This window comes from Rufibacter sp. XAAS-G3-1 (assembly GCF_013623775.1).
In the GTDB taxonomy this organism is placed as follows: Bacteria; Bacteroidota; Bacteroidia; order Cytophagales; family Hymenobacteraceae; genus Nibribacter.
In genome coordinates, this window is the sequence record NZ_JABFAM010000001.1 from 184,031 (window position 1) to 201,721 (window position 17,691).

A 17,691-nucleotide genomic window follows, 5' to 3' on the forward strand; every position below is an offset into this window, starting at 1 on the left:
ATTAAATTAAATTACTATTTTTGAAATTTAAATTCGCAGAGATATAAATGGAACCATTGATTAAATGGGCTGGAGGTAAACGTTGGTTAATTAATAAATACCCACACTTAATTCCTGATAAGCAAAATTTTACAAAATATGTTGAACCCTTTATTGGCGGAGGTTCACTCTTTTTTCATGTGGAGCCCGAACGAGCGATTATAAATGACGTAAATAATGAGCTTATAACTACATATTCCCAAATTAAAGATAATTATTTTCAAATCCAAGAACGTCTCCAATATCTTAATTCAATTCATTCAACAGAAACATATTATCAAATAAGAAAAGAAAAACCAATTAAAGAAATTGATATTGCTGTCAGATTTTTATACCTAAATAGAACTTGCTGGAATGGACTTTATCGAGTAAATTTAAAAAACGAATTTAATGTTCCGATTGGAACAAAAACCAAAGTAATACTAGATACAGATGACTTTCAGAAAGCATCTCAAGTACTCAATAATACTAGAATATTTTCAGGAGATTTTGAAAAAATAATATCCAAATGTCGAGAAAACGACTTTCTATTTCTAGATCCTCCTTACACTGTAAAACATAACAATAATGGTTTCATTAAATATAATGAAAAACTCTTTGATTGGCAGGATCAAATTCGCCTTAAAAAAGCTGTCAAACGAGCTATCCAAAGAGGTGTAAAGGTACTCGTCCTCAATGCTAACCACGAATCTATTAAACAATTATACAACGGAGTTGGTGAATTCCATGAGCTAGAGCGTGCTAGTGTAATAGCAGGCAAAAAGGAAAATCGCGGAATTTACTCTGAATTAGCAATCAAATGTTTTTAAAATGACACTTGTATATGGATACAGCTCTATTTAAGAAAAGTCTTGGTGAAGTATTTTGGCTATCTGCTATTGCCTTCTTTCCATTAATTCTAACAATTCTTCTTCAAGCTATAAAATTGAATGATGTAGTAGCGGCAATTCAAATAGTCAATCCAGGAGAATTCCTTGCTTTCTGCCTTAGCTTTTTAGCACCTTCTATTTTTTTTCTTAAAAAGACACATGGTAAATCTTATTCATTACCTTTTCTAGATTTTTTCTTTTTCTCAACTATATTCATGTATATAGCGGCTTTGCTTATCACATATATAATCAAAAATAATGTTGATCCAGAAATTACAAATAACATAAACAGCAAAATTTACTATCTAATCGGATCCGCAATATTTTTGCTGATCACTATTGGATTTCGAGTTTATTCTGTATACCATACATCAAAATCTTCTGACTTTATAAAAAATAAAAAGGATGAGGAAATTGATTTTAATAAAACCTTTAAAGATTCAATCCATGGAAGCTAGGCACTTTAACGTTTTAAAGGTTATTCAACCCAAAGGCGAGTTCTTTATAGGTACTATCCCCGCTCAGGATCTAGTTGACATTACATATTCTGACATTCGCAGAATAAACAATGAAGATAGAGAAGTAGAGAAATACTTAGGAATTCAACGTCCACTAGACAAAGCGAGAGTTTTAAAGATTAAAAAGTACATTCAATCACCTGATGCTTCTTTTCCAACAGGAATCGTACTCTCTGTTGACCCAAAATGCGCTGAATATGATCCGGAAAAATCAGTATTAACACTTAAAGAGTTCAAGTCGGAATTCGATGATGACCCGAATGTAAGTCTTCATAAAATCGCGAAAGTTCTTGATGGTCAGCATAGAATCGCAGCATTTATGAATTCGCAAGGTAATTATGATTTTACTCTAGATATAAAGGATTTTGAACTGAATGTCGTTGTCTTTATTGGCCTAGACATAGATGAACAAGCAAATATTTTTGCTACTATTAATCTTGCGCAGACCAAAGTAAATCGTAGTCTTGTTTATGATTTAGAAGGTCTTTCTAAAATTAGAAATCCTTTCCGCACTGGCCACAAAGTAGCAGTTGCGTTAGATACTGCTGATGAATCAAGCCCTCTTTACCACCGAATAAAAAGATTAGGTGTAAAAACCGAAGGTAGAGAGAGTTCCGAACCATTGACTCAGGCTGTATTTGTAGAATCACTTTTAAAGCTCATTTCACCAGATCCTTTTGAAGATAGAACTACAGCGTTAAAGGGCAAAAGCTTAAAAAGAGCAGATATTAACGAACTAAAAAAACATCCCTTTAGAAACTTGTTTATTGATGGAAAAGATAGTGAGATAGCTGTTATTCTATATAATTATTTCAAAAGCATTGAGGAAAGGTGGCCAACATCTTGGAATGATCAAAATACTGTAGGCAATATACTCCCAAAATCAAATGCATTTAAAGCATTTATGCGCTTTTTAAAACATTTATATCTAGAAATTGCTGGCAACGATATTGGTCGTATAGTATCAAAGTCTGAGTTTGCTAAACATTTCAGTACTTATGACATAAAAGATGAAGAATTTACATCAGGTAACTTTTTACCTGGAAGCGGTGGTGAGTCTTCTTTTTATAAAGTTCTTACAAAACAAAAAACTATTGCAGAACTAAAAGCTTAAACATAAATGGGATCTTTTACTATCTTATATTGCTTGTTTGAAAAATAGAATTAATTTACAAATCAGGAATATTTTAGTATTGGAAGATATCTGTTATCAATGTCCCAACAAAACAATAGAACTAGCTTTTAGGCCTTCACCCCAAATGAAACCCCTCCTCCTCACCCTCTTCCTCCTCACTACCACCACCCTCAGCTTTAGCCAAGGGCTCACTAACGCCCAAATAGATGAACTGGCGCAGCGCACCATGCAGGCGTTCAACGTGCCGGGCATTGCGGTGGGCGTGGTGAAAGACGGGAAACTGGTGCACGCCAAAGGCTACGGGGTGCGGAGTTTGAACAGCGGGGAGAAAACAGATGAGTACACGCGCTTCGGGATAGCGTCTAACACCAAGGCGTTCACGGCTACCGCGCTGGGGCAGCTGGTAGACGCGGGCAAACTGAACTGGGACGACAAGGTGCAGGACTATATTCCGGAGTTCAAGCTGTACAACCCGTACGTGAGCGAGGAATTCACCATCCGGGACTTGCTCACCCACCGCAGCGGGCTGGGGTTGGGAGCCGGTGACCTCATGCTCTGGCCAGACTCCAACAGCTTCACGCTCAAAGACATTATCCACAACCTGCGCTACCTCAAGCCAACCTCGTCTTTCCGGTCAAAGTATGACTATGACAACAACCTCTACCTTGTAGCCGGTGAGGTGGTAGCCCGGGTAAGCGGAAAAAGCTGGGACGATTTTGTGGAGGAACGCATTCTGCAGCCCCTGGGCATGACGGGTTCAGCGGCCAGTTATGAGCGCCTGAAAGACCAGCGCAACGTGATAGACGGGCACGCCATGGTAGACGGCAAAGTGCGCGTGATCCAGCGCCACCGTTCAGAAGTAGACCACGCGGCGGCCAGCATTTATTCCAGCGTGGCAGATTTAAGCAAGTGGGTGCTGGTGCAGCTCAACCACGGCCAGTACGGCAACGGCCAGCGTCTGTTCTCAGAGGCCGTCAGCAAAGAACTCTGGACTCCGCAAACCCTGATTCCGGTCAACAGCCCGGGGCCGTACAACACCCACTTTGCGGCGTATGGCCTTGGCTTCATCATCTCAGACGTACGCGGCTACAAGCAACTGAACCACACCGGCGGGCTGGAAGGCATGGTGACCCAAGTGACCATGATTCCGGAGCTGAACCTGGGCATCATTGTCTTGACCAACCAGCAGGAAGGCGGCGCGTTTAGGGCCATCGCCGACCAAATCAAAGACAGCTACTTCCAAATGACCGGCACCGACCGCGTAACCCAGTACGCCAAAGCCCGCGCAGCTTCCTTGGCCAACGCCGGTAACGTAACCGATGCCATCTGGAAAGACATTGCCGCCGTGCAGAAACAGCAAAAAAAGAACCCCGACTACGCCGCTTACCTAGGCACCTACCGCGACCCCTGGCTGGGCGAGGTGGTGATTTCCCTCAAAAACGGGCTACTCTGGTTTGATGCTAAAAAATCGCCCAAGCTCACCGGCCAGCTCTTCGCCTACAAAGGCACCAGCTTTGTGGTGAAATGGCGCGACCGCAGCATGGATGCCGATGCCTTCGTGAATTTCTCCCTGGACACCCAGGGGCGTGCCCAGGGCATGACCATGAAACCCATCTCCCCGCTCACCGATTTCAGCTATGATTTTCAGGATTTGAACTTCATACGGGTAAAGGAAGGAAAGTAGGGAGAGTCCATTTTTGAGAAAACCTGTTTTAGGCTTGTTTTTAGAAAAACAGGCCTAAAACAGGAAAGTCAGTCCATCAGAAAGGTAGCGTTGCTATCCTGTAACGCCGTACGTAATCTTTCCCAGAAAACTTGGTGTTCTCACCTCTAATGGCGGCTGGGTTATCAATTTCTTCCGCTTTAGGAAACAGCTTCTATCATTATTTTTTGAAATAAAGCCAAACCAACTCTATCAGGCAAAAGAAGATTAATGTATACAGAATGCCTGCCCTCAAGCGTTTAATAAGTAATTTTAAGTTTCCTTTCTGTACGCAATAGAAAGGACAAGCTTTTTTTAGTTTTAAACAGCATAATGATCACGAAAACACTCTGCGTACTCGCAACTATGGCTATCGGACTACTGGCTAGTGAACAAACGGCAGGCCAGGCCACAGACAAAAACAACCCTCTTTTACAGAAGTACACCACCCCGCACCAGGTACCGCCTTTCCACCTGATTAAGGATGCCCATTTCAAGCCTGCCTTGCAGGAAGGAATCCGGCAGCACCAGTTGGAGATTGACGCCATTGTGAACAACTCCAAACCGGCCACGTTTGACAACACCATTCTGGCCATGGAAAACGCCGGTCAGTTGCTGGGCCGCGTGTCTACGGTTTTCTACAACCTGAACTCGGCCAACACCAACGAGCAGATTCAGAAAATCGCCCGCGAGATTGCCCCGGCTTTATCCGCGCACAGCGACAACATCATCCTGAACAAGAAACTGTTCGACCGTGTGAAAACGGTCTGGAATAATAAAAACAACCTGAAACTGACCCCAGAGCAGCAGAAACTGCTGGAAGAAACCTACAAGTCTTTTGTGCGCAGCGGTGCCAACCTGAACGATGCCGACAAGGAAAAGTTGAAGAAAATGAACGGCGAACTGTCGCTCCTCAGCCTTCAGTACGGGCAGAACATTCTGGCCGAAACCAACGCGTACCAACTGGTGATTGACGACAAGAAAGACCTGGCCGGATTGCCCGAAGGCGTAGTGGCCGCTGCCGCGGATGCCGCCAAACAGGCCGGTAAAGAAGGAAAATGGGTATTCACCCTGCACAACCCCAGCGTAATGCCGTTCCTGCAATACGCCGACAACCGCGAACTGCGCAAGAAAATCTGGGAAGCCTATTCACTGCGCGGAAACAATAACAACGCCCACGACAACAAAGAGGTACTGCGCAAAATTGTGAACCTGCGCCGGGAGAAAGCGCAGTTGCTGGGCTACAAAACCCACGCCCACTACGTGCTGGAAGAAACCATGGCCCAGAACCCAGAGAACGTGAACAAGCTCCTAGACCAACTCTGGGCCCCAGCCCTGGCCGTAGCCAAACAGGAAGAGCAGGACATCCAGAAAATGGTAGATGCCTCGGGTGCCAAGTTCAAAGTAGCCCCGTACGACTGGCGCTATTACACCGAGAAAATCCGGAAAGAGCGTTTTAACCTGGACGAGCAGGAACTGCAACCCTACTTCAGCCTGGACAACATCCGGAAAGGCGTGTTCACAGTCACCGAGAAACTCTACGGCCTCCAATTCAAGCCACTGCCCAACCTGCCCAAGTACCACCAGGACGTGACCGCCTATGAGGTAACCGAAGCCGACGGCAAACTGGTGGGCATCATTTACATGGACTTCTTCCCGCGCGCCTCCAAACGCAGCGGCGCCTGGATGACCTCTTACCGCGCCCAGAAAATGGAAAAAGGCAAACGCCTGGCTCCAGTAATATCAATTGTCTGCAACTTCACCAAACCCACCGGGGACGCCCCTGCCCTGCTCACCTTTGACGAGGTAACCACCTACTTCCACGAGTTTGGCCACGCGCTGCACGGCTTGCTGTCTAACGTGACCTATGAAAGCATGGCCGGTACCTCGGTACCCCGCGACTTTGTGGAATTGCCTTCGCAGATCATGGAGAACTGGGCTGCGGAACCCGAAGTCCTGAAACTATACGGCACGCACTACAAAACCGGTCAGTTGATCTCTGACGAGCTGATTCAGAAAATGAACAAAGCCGGCACTTTCAACCAGGGCTTCGAAACCACTGAGTACCTGGCCGCTTCTTTGCTGGATTTGGCGTACCACACCCAAACTACCAACCTGGAGGGTGACATCAACCAGTTCGAGAAGACGGCCATGGCAAAGGTTGGTTTGATGGAGCAAATCATTCCGCGCTACCGAAGCACGTACTTCAGCCACATCTTCTCCGGCGGATACTCTGCGGGGTACTACAGCTACATCTGGTCGGGCGTGCTGGACACCGATGCGTTCCAGGTGTTCAAGGAAAACGGTTTGTTCAACCAGGAGAAAGCCCAATCCTTCCGGAAGAACATCTTGGAGAAAGGCGGCACCGAAGACCCCATGGAACTCTACAAGAAGTTTAGAGGCGCAGAACCAAGCATTAAGCCCCTGCTGAAGAAACGCGGTCTGACTCCGGTGAGTTTGTAATCCGTACCCTTGGGCAGAAGGTGGTAAAACAAGCCTTGCTCCCTGAGTAACCAAAGAAACGGCCTCTTTCAGGTAAAACTGGAAGGGGCTGTTTTTTTGGAGGCTGTCTGGAGAGCAAAGATGCGCCTCTTCCCCCCAGAGGGGAGTTTTGCCACTGCGTTTTGAGGCTGTTTTAGAGAAAGTAGGCATTAAACGGCATTGGCGCAGAAACTCGTAGGAGCTGCGCGCACGACGAGGTCTTTGGCGCAAGCGGCATTGCGGAAGCAGGCTGGAATCGCAAAAACCTGTGAGGTCTCCAAGACCTCACAGGTTTAGAAATTTACTGGCGCGAGAAGCTAGTCTCGTGACTTGGGATGAAGCGAGTCTCCAGACTCGCCGGGAACCACCGGCAGGAGGGCGCATGGTTTAGGGGAGGCATTCTTCCAGGAGAAAGGTAACAACGGTGCCCTTGCTTTGCCCGCAACGTACTATCAACGTTTCTGGCCTGTTTTCAGAAAAATAGGCCAGAAACCAAGCGCCCGAACAAGCATCTTGTGGCTTTTGCGGCCTCTTATTTCAGCTTCACATAAAATTCCTTCGCCCGAAGGGCTTCCTGCTTCGCTTCTTCAGGTTTCCCCAGGCGCTTCAGCAAAGTGGCGCGGTGCTGGTGGCAGGCGGCGGCTACGTAAGAATCTGGGAAAGAACGGGCGGAGCGGGTAAACAGGTCATACGCTTGTTGCTGGGCGGCGGGAACTTTGCTTTTCATCAGCTTTCGTCCTTCCTGGTAATCCTGGAGCCAGCGCTTGGCGGTGGGGCTCATGCGCTCTGCTTCTACGGCAGCTCTGAACGGGGGCAAGGTATGGAGGGAGTTCTTCGGGGCGATGTTTTGGGGGTCTTTTTCAAAAAACGCCTCTAAAGCGGCCACATAGGCCAGGGCCTCCTGCCGGTTATAATCAGGGTTCTTCAGGCGGGCTTCTTCAGGGGCATTGGTGAAAAAGGAAGCCTCGGCAATGACGGCCGGAATACCGTAGGTGTCGCGGAGGACTTTGGCCCCGGCGGCAGGAAAGATGGCATGGTCTGAGGCAATACTAACGGGCACGTTTCTTTTATAGTGTTTCTTGACGAGCGCCTGCCCTATCTTTTCAGCCAGTTCCACACTTGCTTTGTTTTCTGATGAATAGCCGTGGTAGTAAATGATAGGGAAGTTGGCATTGGAGTCTGCGGTGGCGTTGTGGTGGATGGACAGGAACACCTGCGCTTTGTGCTGAACTGCCAGCTTTACCCGGTCATCAAAGGGGACATTTTCATCAGTGGTGCGGGTCATGAGCACGGTGGCCCCTTTCTCTTCCAGCAGCTTTTGCAAGAGCAGCGCCACCCGCAGATTGATCCATTCTTCGCGCTCGCCAGTGGGGCCCACGCGGTACTGGTCGGTTTGGGCGGTGCCACCGTGCCCGGCATCCAGGCAGATGACCTTGCCCGCTAACGGATTTCCATTTCTCTGCGCGCTTCCTGAAAAGGAAATAAGCATCAGAATAAAACACAGTGCTACAAAGGGGGTAAGGCGCATACAGGTGAAACGAGAAGGTTACTTGATCAGTTTAGGGTCTACATAAGTGCCGTAGCGGGTGGCATTGCCCAGTCGCCAGAAATACTGGTACAGCACCGCCGATGCCTCTTCCATTACCCGGTCGGTTTTGCCCTGGGGTTTGTAGTTCTCCATCATGGCCACGGCGTAAGGACGTTCGGGCAGAAGCACCAGGGCCCACTCGGTGGAGACGCCGTTCAGGACGCCGGGCTTGAACGCCAGGGGCACATGGCCCGGGATGCCTGGGGCCAGGCGGCTGGTTTCGCGGTTGGTCTTTTGCAGGATGGAGACAATCTCGGCAGACGCGGCTTTGTTCAGGAACTGGCCTTTGTAGAGCATCTGCAGAATCTTGGCGGCCTCGGCCGGAGTGGAGATGTTCTCCTCCCCTCTCCCTGACGCCGCCGACTGGATCATTTTGCGCTGCACCCGCGTCTGTTTCAGGCCCAGGCCCTGCATAGTGGCGTTGATGGTGGGCATGCCCACCAAGTCAATCAAGGCATTGGTGGCGGTGTTGTCACTCAAGGTAATCATGAGAACGGCCAGGTTACGGATGCTGAAGGAGGTGCTGTCCACCAGGTCTTGGATGATACCCGTTCCGCCCACCACGTTGGCGGGGGCAATCCTGCGGAGATCCGTCAGTTTGAATTTCCCGTTTTGTGCCTGTTGGTAGACTTCCAGCAGAATTGGGATTTTGATGGCGCTGGCCTGCGGAAACACCATGTCTTGGTTAAAGCTGAGCGTCTCACCAGAGGTTAAATCTACGGCCACCAGTCCGGTAACGGCCGGTGAGGCAGCCAGCAGAGCACGCAATTGCTGTTCGGTTTTCTGCCTAAGCAGCTCTTTGGGGCTGTTTTGGGCAAAAGAGGGGGAAAACATGGCCAGAAAAATCAATGTGAGGGAGAACAGGAAAAATGCGCGCATACGAGTAGAAACAGGCCTTTGGTCAGGGTCTTGAAAATCCAAGGTAAAGGTTAGCGGCTACACTTCAAAACACGGGGAAGGAGAACCAGCGGTGTGCACTTCTTCCCATTACTTAGGTGCCCCTATGATTGTCAGCACTCCGTTGGCCAGGCAGTCTTTCCAGTAGGTCAGAAACGAGCGTTCCCTGCGCCGCTTCACCTGTATTTTTCCCTCGCGCGGGGTTTTGCCGTCTTCTTCGCTTTCAGATTTCAGCACCAGTTTGTTCGCCACTAGAGATTTTAGCTTGTTGCCCAATGACTGGTTTCTCTCCTCGTCTTTGTTCAGCAGGTCAATCTTGAAATCATCGTACTGCAGTTGCATGGAGCCGGTGGCCGATGTTTTGGTCAGTTCCACATTGAAAGCCCCCCTTTGCAGCACCCCGCTTTTCACGCGCACAAACATGCCGGGCTCTATTATGGGGTTGAGAATAGCCGGGTACCCTTTCCCAATGGTGCCTTCCATGGAGTGGTAGCCGTGGGGGTCTAACAAAGCAAGCCGTACGGTAGCCTGCATGGGGGCTTTGCCCATGAGCAAACCACCCCCCTTCAGCACCGCCGGGTTCTTGCGGGAAATCAAGTTCTTGTCATTGGTGAGGTTGGTGAGCGTCAGGTCAATGTTGCTGCCTGTGACGTAGCCGGTTTCAAACGCTTTTTCGGCCAGTTCCTCATAGCGCACATACATGTCGCGCACCCTAACCGTGCGGATGTTCATCCCGAAGGTGAGTTTCTGGATCAGGTCATGGGGCATGAGGCCTTCTCCTTTGGTCACGTAATGCTTGCCGTCTTTGTAGGCATTCACCTTGGGGCTTAGCACGGCAAGAGACCCCAGGTAGATGTTGGAATGCCGGGACAGGGTGCCAAAATCGACCTGGGTCATCCGCAGTTCTGGAATCTGTACGCTGAACCTGGTCACGGCCTCCCCGGCTTTCTGCGACATCTGGGCCGCACTGCGCAGGGGAATGAGTTGAAGCTGCTTCAAAGTCAGTTCTTCTTTTTGGGTAGATGCCTGCAGAGGGCCACTTTTGATTTTATAGTTTCCATCTGGCAGTGAAAACGAAGCCTCTCTGATGGAAGCCGAAATCTTTTTGCTGTAAAACGCGCGGGAAGAGTCCTGAAAAGACGCACTGTCCAGTTGCACCCCTTCGGCCTCCAGATCAAGCCCTCTCACCTGCCACCGGTCAACTCGGCCAGTAGGCTTGTCCCTGAACCGGATGGTGCCGTCCTTGATGCTGAGCTTATCTATTCCCATTCCCCGAAACTGCTTCCCCAGGGTTTGGTGCAGGGCTTGCGAGGACGTATCTTTTTTCATCTGCCTCAGCGTCCACTCAGGATGATCTACCCGGATGGAGTGCAAACTGATCTCCCCGCCCCAAAGCAGCTTCACAAAACGGATACCCCGCACCTGCACTTGGGCAGCTTTCAATTCTGAGACACTGACGGGAGCCTCTGCCGGAGTCTTTTGCTGCACCTGTTTCCAGATTGAATCATGGGGTGTCAGTTTCAACGAATCAAGCATGGCTAATCCGGCTAAAAGAGACACCTTCATGTCAGCCATTTGCAGGGAATAGAGGCCTTTGGTTTGGGTGGAGATTTGTTTCTGCAGCTTTTTCTGGGCCCAGGAATCCAGGTTCTGCAACACAATTAAAAGAACAGCCATGACGGCCAGCAGAATAAAGCCGCCCACCACCAAGTACTTCTTTCTTTTAGAGGTATGTTTTACTTCTTCCAAAGCACAGCCTTCATTTGCCCCCTTGTACGCACGCGGCCTGAAAATAACCGTACTCCCCGCAACCCGAAGCGCATAATCTTTCAGATGGAAAGCTGTTGTTGCGCCTATTCTTTCTAATAAGGCGTGTTGGGAAGGCAGATCGCTTTTCTGTTTTGATTGTCTTTTTCAGAAAGCATGCTCTTAAAAGAGAGGAAAGCGCTTCCTCTTCGTTAATGGGAAAAGCAGGATCTATTAAATCACGCTGATTTCGTTTAGACGGTTAATCATGCCGTTTCTAGGCAGATTAACGCAGGGGCTTGTACCTTTGCATCTCATTGCCCACAGATTCACCAGCAACAGCATGATGTCACCCGCAGAAGAAACGCCAGCACAAGAAGACCAGGAAGAGTATTACAGGGCTTATTTTGGCACCGATGCCGATTACTATCTCCGTAAATTGGCGCTTTACCGGGCCGGCACCAAAATCACGTTCAATATTGGGGCTTTCTTTTTCGGGCTTTTCTGGATGCTGTACCGGAAAATGTACGTGCCTGCCTTCTTCCTGATGCTAGCCTTGCTCCTGCAATCTTTCCTGCTGGGGCAAGCCATCCAATACTATGGAATTACTGACGTGAAAGCCGTCCTATTAAACAACACCGCTACCGTGGCGTGGAGTGTTCTGGTAGGGTTTCTGGGCAACTGGCTCTACCTCCGGCAAGCACAAGCGAAGGTAGAACGAGCACTACAGGAAAAGCAAACGGAGCAGCAAGTAGTCAATACCCTGAGCACGCAGGGGGGCTTCACCCTCATTCCGCACATTCTGGTTGCCGCACTTATATTGGGAAGTCTGTTGTTCAATCAGTGGTAGTTCTTAAAAAGCAATGATTTCACTCGCTCGCCTCTGGCGAGTGCTTTTTTCGTTTATCATTACTTTTGGTGGATTACCTAATCAGTTTTCCTGAGCAGGGAGGGAAACGCTCATTTTAGGGCTATTTTCTAGAAAATAGCCCTAAAACCCAATCCAGTTTCCTGATGGGTTCCTCCTGGATGACAGGCCAGAGCCGTTGCGGGCTTTTGAAAGATAATGCCCATTGGGGAATATTCTTCCTAATCCCTCTTCCTGCATATGGATAGACTCTACAAGCCGCTGTGGTTGGCACTGGTGTTCACGGTTTCTATTGGGCTCTCTTCCTGCCAACTGAGCCGCTTTATCTTCTACAACTTCGCTGATATCACAGATGACAAGAGTTTCCCTTGGCGGCCCCTCACCCGGAGCGCCCAGCCCTTCACTTTCCGGCAAGCTACCACGCCATTACCACCGCTGGCAACCGCCAGGTAGAACTTGATACGTATCTGGCCCAAAACGAAACCGTTGCTTTCCTGATCATCCGTCATGACACCATTGTCTATGAGCAGTATTTCAATGGCTATGACCAGGCTTCTGTGGTGGCCTCTTTCTCGATGGCGAAATCCGTCACCTTCCTGCTGATTGGCTGCGCGCTGGAAGACGGATTTATCAAATCGGTGGAAGAACCGATCACGAACTATTTACCGGAGCTGAAACAGAACGGACTGGGAAAGGGTACCATCCGGCATTTACTGCAGATGACCCTGGGCATTGACTTCAACGAGAGCTATGTCAACCCCTTCGGTGATGCGGCCAGTTTTTACTACGGGCGGCACCTGCGCGACTATATTAGTGAGATGTAACCTAAAAGAGAGCCGGGCCAGGCATTTGAGTACATCAGCGGCAACACCCAGCTTTTGGGGCTATTCTGGAAAAAGCGCTTCCAAACAAACCCATTACGCAGTACTTACAGGAGAAACTATGGGGCCCATGAACATGGAATACGATGCCAGCTGGAGTCTGGACAAGAAGAAAGAGGGCTTGGAGAAACCCTTCTGCTGCCTGAACGCCCGCGCCCGTGATTTCGCCAAACTCGGCCGTTTGTACCTTAAGAACGGCAACTGGGACGGCAAACAATTGGTGCCCGCCTCGTGGGTGAAGGAGTCCACTAAGATTGACACTACCCAGGGCGGCGCCTGGTCTTACCAGTACCAAGGGTGGTTCCCGTCCCGAAACGGAGACTTCATGGCGCAGGGCATTCTGGGGCAGTATGTGTACATGAACCCCGCCAAAAACCTGCCTATTGTGCGCTTAGGCAAAGATTACGGCAATGTAAATTGGCCCAACGTTTTCACCAGACTGGTTGGCAGGTATTACTAGTAAAATGCAGAGCTGACAAAAGAGGCTCGTTTTACGGGTCTTTTTTGCAAGGAAAGGAAAGACCTGGCTTCTTTGATTTCCTTTCTGCGCTTTGCCCCTGTGAGGCTGGCCTTCTTGCCTACTCTTCTCTCACTTTGCTCTCTTTTTCCGTTTCAAGTGTATTTTTATGAAAATAGCCTAAAAATGAAACAGAATGCAGGAAGCACTTGGTGTTCCGCCTACAGCTACACTAACATCATGCTAGATACTGCGTACAAATAAAGGAATGCTATTCCAGAATGGGATAAGAACAGGCGTTTTTATTCGTTTATAGACTACAAAGCAACTTACTCTGGCACACGCAAGAGGGTTAAAAGCATGTTTACATTTCATCTTTGCGCTGCAAACGGCCATAGCAAGAACCTGCGTTCGCGGTTGCGTCGCACCGTAGCGCTGCGACGCAACCGCAGAACATTTCTCTGGTTAGTTGAGCCAGCAAACCTCAAATTTAAACAAGCTCTAAGTCCTTAAAACTATAAATGCCTTTATCTGTTCATCTTTAAATAAATCTAGTTCATCTACAACCTATTACACTGTTATGCTCTCTATAGAATAAATTTCACAAAGAATTGAACATCTAAATTGTAGAGTTTAAGATATTACTACTACCTTCATACATTCAAATAAGACTCTTCACTTAGAAGTTACCAAAGAAAGAAGGTTTTATCGTTCCTCTGTCAAGCAAACTTGCTGGGCAAGGGTAACACTGTTTGGCAATCTCAAACATAGGCTTAAGAACAACGCACCACATCAACTTAAATATAATCAGTACAAAAGGCATGGATCCCACCACACCTAAACATATTACAAACCCTTCAGATGATGGATCTGAAAAACCCGGCATCCTTTATATTGATAATGAAGAAGACAATCTGGTTGTATTCAAGTCTTCTTTCAGGAAGTACTTCAGGGTTTTCACCGCCATGTCTGGTGAAGAAGGATTGAGGATCTTAAACCAGGAAGCAATCTCTTTAGTGATTATTGACCAACGGATGCCAAAAATGAATGGCGTTCAGTTTCTGAAAAGTTTACCAGAAGACAAAGACCTGATCAGGATCATTCTGACTAGCCATAGCGATACCACCTCTATTCTTGACGCCATCAACAGTGGCAAGGTATACCGATACATTTTAAAACCTTGGGAAAAAGAAAACCTAAAGACCATCATGGAGACTGCCGTAGAAGAACTCAAACAACGCCAAGCGAACAAAAAACTATTAGAAGATTTAAGAACTGAAAACGAGAAGCTGGAGCAAAGGATCATTGAACTCACCCAGAGAATGAACCTGCAACCAGCCCAACCAGAGAAACTATCAAAGGCAGACCAGCCAAACAAGTAGGCTTCTTATATAGCAGGAAAAAGGTGTTCTCCAGAGTTTTTAAGTCTCCCCTGGAGACACCTTTTTCTGTTTTGCAGACAGGGTTTGAAATCTTTATGAAGGCCAATTACAAGTCAGGCATTCCTGTTTCAGCTAAAGTGCCCACCTCTTTCATTTCATACCTCAGCTTATGCTGAAGGCAAACCAACCTTCCTAGTCTTTCAGGCAATTGGCTTACTCTTTAGAGTATGTTTGAACATTATCTTGCGCGCTGCAAACGGCTATAGCAAGAACTTGTGCTCACGCTTTCACCCCCTTCGTAGTGCTGCTACGAAGCTCAAAAACCATTTCCGCAGAACCTACTCTTGCCGTTTTCGCTTACAAACCCAAAGCCTAAACAAGCTATTAAAGCCCACATGAGGTTAATGCCATTCGGCAAACATTCTGTTGCGTTCATTTTTGCAGCAGAGGAAAATGCTGTAATCCTTCCGTTTTCTCCCATCCTATTTAAATTCTTCAATCAATTGAGGAAGTAGCTAAGATTGAAGAACCATTCTATTCCCCTCTTCTCCCTTATCAGTTCAATTGCACCTTGTTTTTATTAGCTGTGAATATCAGTAGCAGGTTCGGCTCTTCTGTATTAGAGCTATTTTCCAGAAACTAGCCTGAAAACGACATTGAAGGGCTTCTTCTTTTGACTTACCAGATTTAATGTTGCTTAGCATTCATGATGTTTTCTCATTGGTTCTTTCTTAGTAGCCATCCCGTACACCCAAGGGTAAGCCAACTGTGTTCATGTACCCCTGAAAACACGTTTTCATGTATTGTTAACGCAAAGAAACGAAATCTCAGAGCAAATATTACACAAACAAATTATAACTATTTACATCTTATTTCACCCCCAAGAATCTACATTTATTAAATAAATCCTAATTAAACAAATTAAGAACAATAATTTACCGCTTTTCAGAACACATCCCCCGGTTTTGGTAAAAACTCAAAAAAACACCCTATTTCACTCCACACCAAGATTACAACAAAAGAAGAAGCATACCCAAAAAAAGACACATAGCACAGACTGGAACTTTTTCAAACCTCTCACAACAACAACTTAACCTATCGGCTCGCCACCACTACACAAATCGAAGCATCTACACAGATTTTGAAGCAACCAAGTCTTACAGTGCTGATTTACATCTATTTCAAGCATTCTGCTACCCTGTTCTTTGCATTGTGAAGAGCACCAAACACACCATTACTCCATTCTATACGCACAGGATTTACCCCTATCGCGCCAAGCACCCTTCAAACAACGATGAAGATATCAAACAATTACCAGTCTTCTAAAAGACCTCGCCCTGTTATTAACCCACCTATATTCCCGCAGCCATCATATAGAAATCCCTTACATCCCTAAGCCACACCCAGACCTATCCTTTACCAATTCACAGATAAACACAGGCTTAACAACATTGAATAGTCATATAAAAAACCCACTTTTATCTAAAAAATATCAATATTATTAAATAATCGCACCTTTTACTTGTTTTGATAAATAAAGGTTTTAATTTCGCAAAAAAATTATAGAAATATGACACATTGACAATTTAACTTATTCCTGACACACTGCTTACACACAGCACTTCAGGACAGAGAGTTTAGTAAGCCGAATCACTTACTATCAACACCCTTATTTAACGCAAGAATGGATAGTAAAATCCTTAACACACCACTACCCTAAACCCTTCACAATGAGTAACCGCCCATTTCTATTTCTACTTTTCTTTCTACTACTAACCCAGATTGGGTATTCCCAATCAGAATCCCGGATCAGGTTCACCTCCGTCTCCGCCAGCGCCAACACCGGCCAGGACTACTCCCCCTGGCTCAGCGACAACCTGGGCGAGCTGGTGGAGAGCGAGTGGGCGCAGCGGAACATGACCTACGTGGACGTGACGCTCACCCTGGAGAGGAGGAGCGAGATCACCCGGCTCGCCCTCTACGACCACCAGGGCATCTTCACCACCAACCCCGTCACGGTCTACGCGCTGGACGGGGGCAAGAAGACCCTCATCGGCACCTTCACCGGGGAGAGCTACCTCTCCTGGGTCAGCCTCAAGCCCGCCAAGCCCCTCATGGCAGACGCCATCCTCATCCGCAAGTACGGCAACAACATCCCCCAGAAGATACAGGCCTACGGCAACGCCGGAACCCTGGCCCAGGCCGTGATCGACTTCCCCGCCCCGGCCGGCAAGACCGTGGGCGACGCCCCCTTCGAGCTGGGCGCCTCCAGCACCAACGCCCAGGCACCCATCTCCTTCTCCTCCTCCAACCCGGCCGTGGTGTCGGTCTCAAACGCCTCAGGGAAATGGAGCGCCACCGTCCTCTCGGCCGGAACCGCCACCATCACCGCCTCACAGCCCGCGACCAACGGCTTCGCAGCACCCGCGCCTGTCGCCAGGACTTTGGCCGTGGCACCGGCAGTAGCCCAATCCCAATCAGAGTCCCGGATCAGGTTCACCTCCGTCTCCGCCAGCGCCAACACCGGCCAGGACTACTCCCCCTGGCTCAGCGACAACCTGGGCGAGCTGGTGGAGAGCGAGTGGGCGCAGCGGAACATGACCTACGTGGACGTGACGCTCACCCTGGAGAGGAGGAGCGAGATCACCCGGCTCGCCCTCTACGACCACCAGGGCATCTTCACCACCAACCCCGTCACGGTCTACGCGCTGGACGGGGGCAAGAAGACCCTCATCGGCACCTTCACCGGGGAGAGCTACCTCTCCTGGGTCAGCCTCAAGCCCGCCAAGCCCCTCATGGCAGACGCCATCCTCATCCGCAAGTACGGCAACAACATCCCCCAGAAGATACAGGCCTACGGCAACGCCGGAACCCTGGCCCAGGCCGTGATCGACTTCCCCGCCCCGGCCGGCAAGACCGTGGGCGACGCCCCCTTCGAGCTGGGCGCCTCCAGCACCAACGCCCAGGCACCCATCTCCTTCTCCTCCTCCAACCCGGCCGTGGTGTCGGTCTCAAACGCCTCAGGGAAATGGAGCGCCACCGTCCTCTCGGCCGGAACCGCCACCATCACCGCCTCACAGCCCGCGACCAACGGCTTCGCAGCACCCGCGCCTGTCGCCAGGACTTTG

14 protein-coding genes are annotated in these 17,691 nt (G+C 48.5%); 11 read left to right on the forward strand and 3 right to left on the reverse strand.

Going from position 1 to position 17,691, the window contains the following annotated elements; translation table 11 throughout:
• The first annotated feature begins 47 nt into the window (after positions 1-47).
• The 5 genes from HHO50_RS00735 to HHO50_RS00755 all read left to right on the forward strand — a co-directional run bounded on the left by HHO50_RS00735 (position 48) and on the right by HHO50_RS00755 (position 6,726).
• Positions 48-848 carry a Dam family site-specific DNA-(adenine-N6)-methyltransferase gene (locus tag HHO50_RS00735; RefSeq protein ID WP_181304092.1) on the forward strand — a complete coding sequence of 267 codons (801 nt, stop codon included), beginning with the start codon at positions 48-50 and terminating at the stop codon, positions 846-848.
• Positions 849-862: 14 nt separating this feature from the next.
• Entirely contained in the window at positions 863-1,366 is a 504-nt protein-coding gene (locus HHO50_RS00740; RefSeq protein ID WP_181304093.1) for a hypothetical protein, read from the forward strand.
• Positions 1,356-2,540, forward strand: a complete 1,185-nt coding sequence (locus HHO50_RS00745) for a DGQHR domain-containing protein (protein WP_181304094.1) — start codon at positions 1,356-1,358, stop codon at positions 2,538-2,540. Before HHO50_RS00740 ends, HHO50_RS00745 begins: the two co-directional genes overlap by 11 nt.
• Positions 2,541-2,685: 145 nt before the next feature.
• On the forward strand, positions 2,686-4,245 hold the full coding sequence (locus HHO50_RS00750) for a serine hydrolase (RefSeq protein WP_181304095.1): 1,560 nt from the start codon (positions 2,686-2,688) through the stop codon (positions 4,243-4,245).
• A 384-nt stretch (positions 4,246-4,629) separates the two neighbouring features.
• Positions 4,630-6,726: a M3 family metallopeptidase gene (locus HHO50_RS00755; protein WP_219921405.1), complete on the forward strand. Its 2,097-nt coding sequence runs from the start codon at positions 4,630-4,632 to the stop codon at positions 6,724-6,726.
• 550 nt (positions 6,727-7,276) lie between these two features.
• Here HHO50_RS00755 and HHO50_RS00760 read toward each other — a convergent pair.
• The 3 genes from HHO50_RS00760 to HHO50_RS00770 all read right to left on the reverse strand — a co-directional run bounded on the left by HHO50_RS00760 (position 7,277) and on the right by HHO50_RS00770 (position 10,978).
• A complete protein-coding gene (locus tag HHO50_RS00760) occupies positions 7,277-8,272 on the reverse strand; it encodes an N-acetylmuramoyl-L-alanine amidase (RefSeq protein WP_181304097.1) in 996 nt (331 codons plus the stop codon).
• Positions 8,273-8,290: 18 nt separating this feature from the next.
• Positions 8,291-9,211, reverse strand: coding sequence for a serine hydrolase (locus tag HHO50_RS00765; RefSeq protein WP_181304098.1), 921 nt, complete (start codon positions 9,209-9,211; stop codon positions 8,291-8,293).
• A 108-nt stretch (positions 9,212-9,319) separates the two neighbouring features.
• Positions 9,320-10,978 carry a hypothetical protein gene (locus HHO50_RS00770; protein WP_181304099.1) on the reverse strand — a complete coding sequence of 553 codons (1,659 nt, stop codon included), beginning with the start codon at positions 10,976-10,978 and terminating at the stop codon, positions 9,320-9,322.
• A gap of 340 nt (positions 10,979-11,318) precedes the next feature.
• On the opposite strand from HHO50_RS00770, the gene HHO50_RS00775 reads away from it, so the two are divergent.
• From HHO50_RS00775 to HHO50_RS00790, 6 genes are all read left to right on the forward strand, one after another.
• Entirely contained in the window at positions 11,319-11,825 is a 507-nt protein-coding gene (locus HHO50_RS00775) for a DUF2628 domain-containing protein (RefSeq protein WP_181304100.1), read from the forward strand.
• 258 nt (positions 11,826-12,083) lie between these two features.
• Complete coding sequence (locus HHO50_RS20995) at positions 12,084-12,296, forward strand: hypothetical protein (protein ID WP_219921406.1); 213 nt, start codon at positions 12,084-12,086, stop codon at positions 12,294-12,296.
• Positions 12,212-12,667, forward strand: a complete 456-nt coding sequence (locus tag HHO50_RS21000) for a serine hydrolase (RefSeq protein WP_219921407.1) — start codon at positions 12,212-12,214, stop codon at positions 12,665-12,667. Before HHO50_RS20995 ends, HHO50_RS21000 begins: the two co-directional genes overlap by 85 nt.
• Positions 12,668-12,785: 118 nt before the next feature.
• A complete protein-coding gene (locus HHO50_RS21005) occupies positions 12,786-13,184 on the forward strand; it encodes a hypothetical protein (RefSeq protein ID WP_219921408.1) in 399 nt (132 codons plus the stop codon).
• An 818-nt stretch (positions 13,185-14,002) separates the two neighbouring features.
• Entirely contained in the window at positions 14,003-14,563 is a 561-nt protein-coding gene (locus HHO50_RS00785; RefSeq protein WP_181304101.1) for a response regulator, read from the forward strand.
• Between the two features lie 1,730 nt (positions 14,564-16,293).
• Positions 16,294-17,691: Ig-like domain-containing protein (locus tag HHO50_RS00790; protein WP_181304102.1), on the forward strand; the 1,398-nt coding region annotated here is incomplete at its 3' end.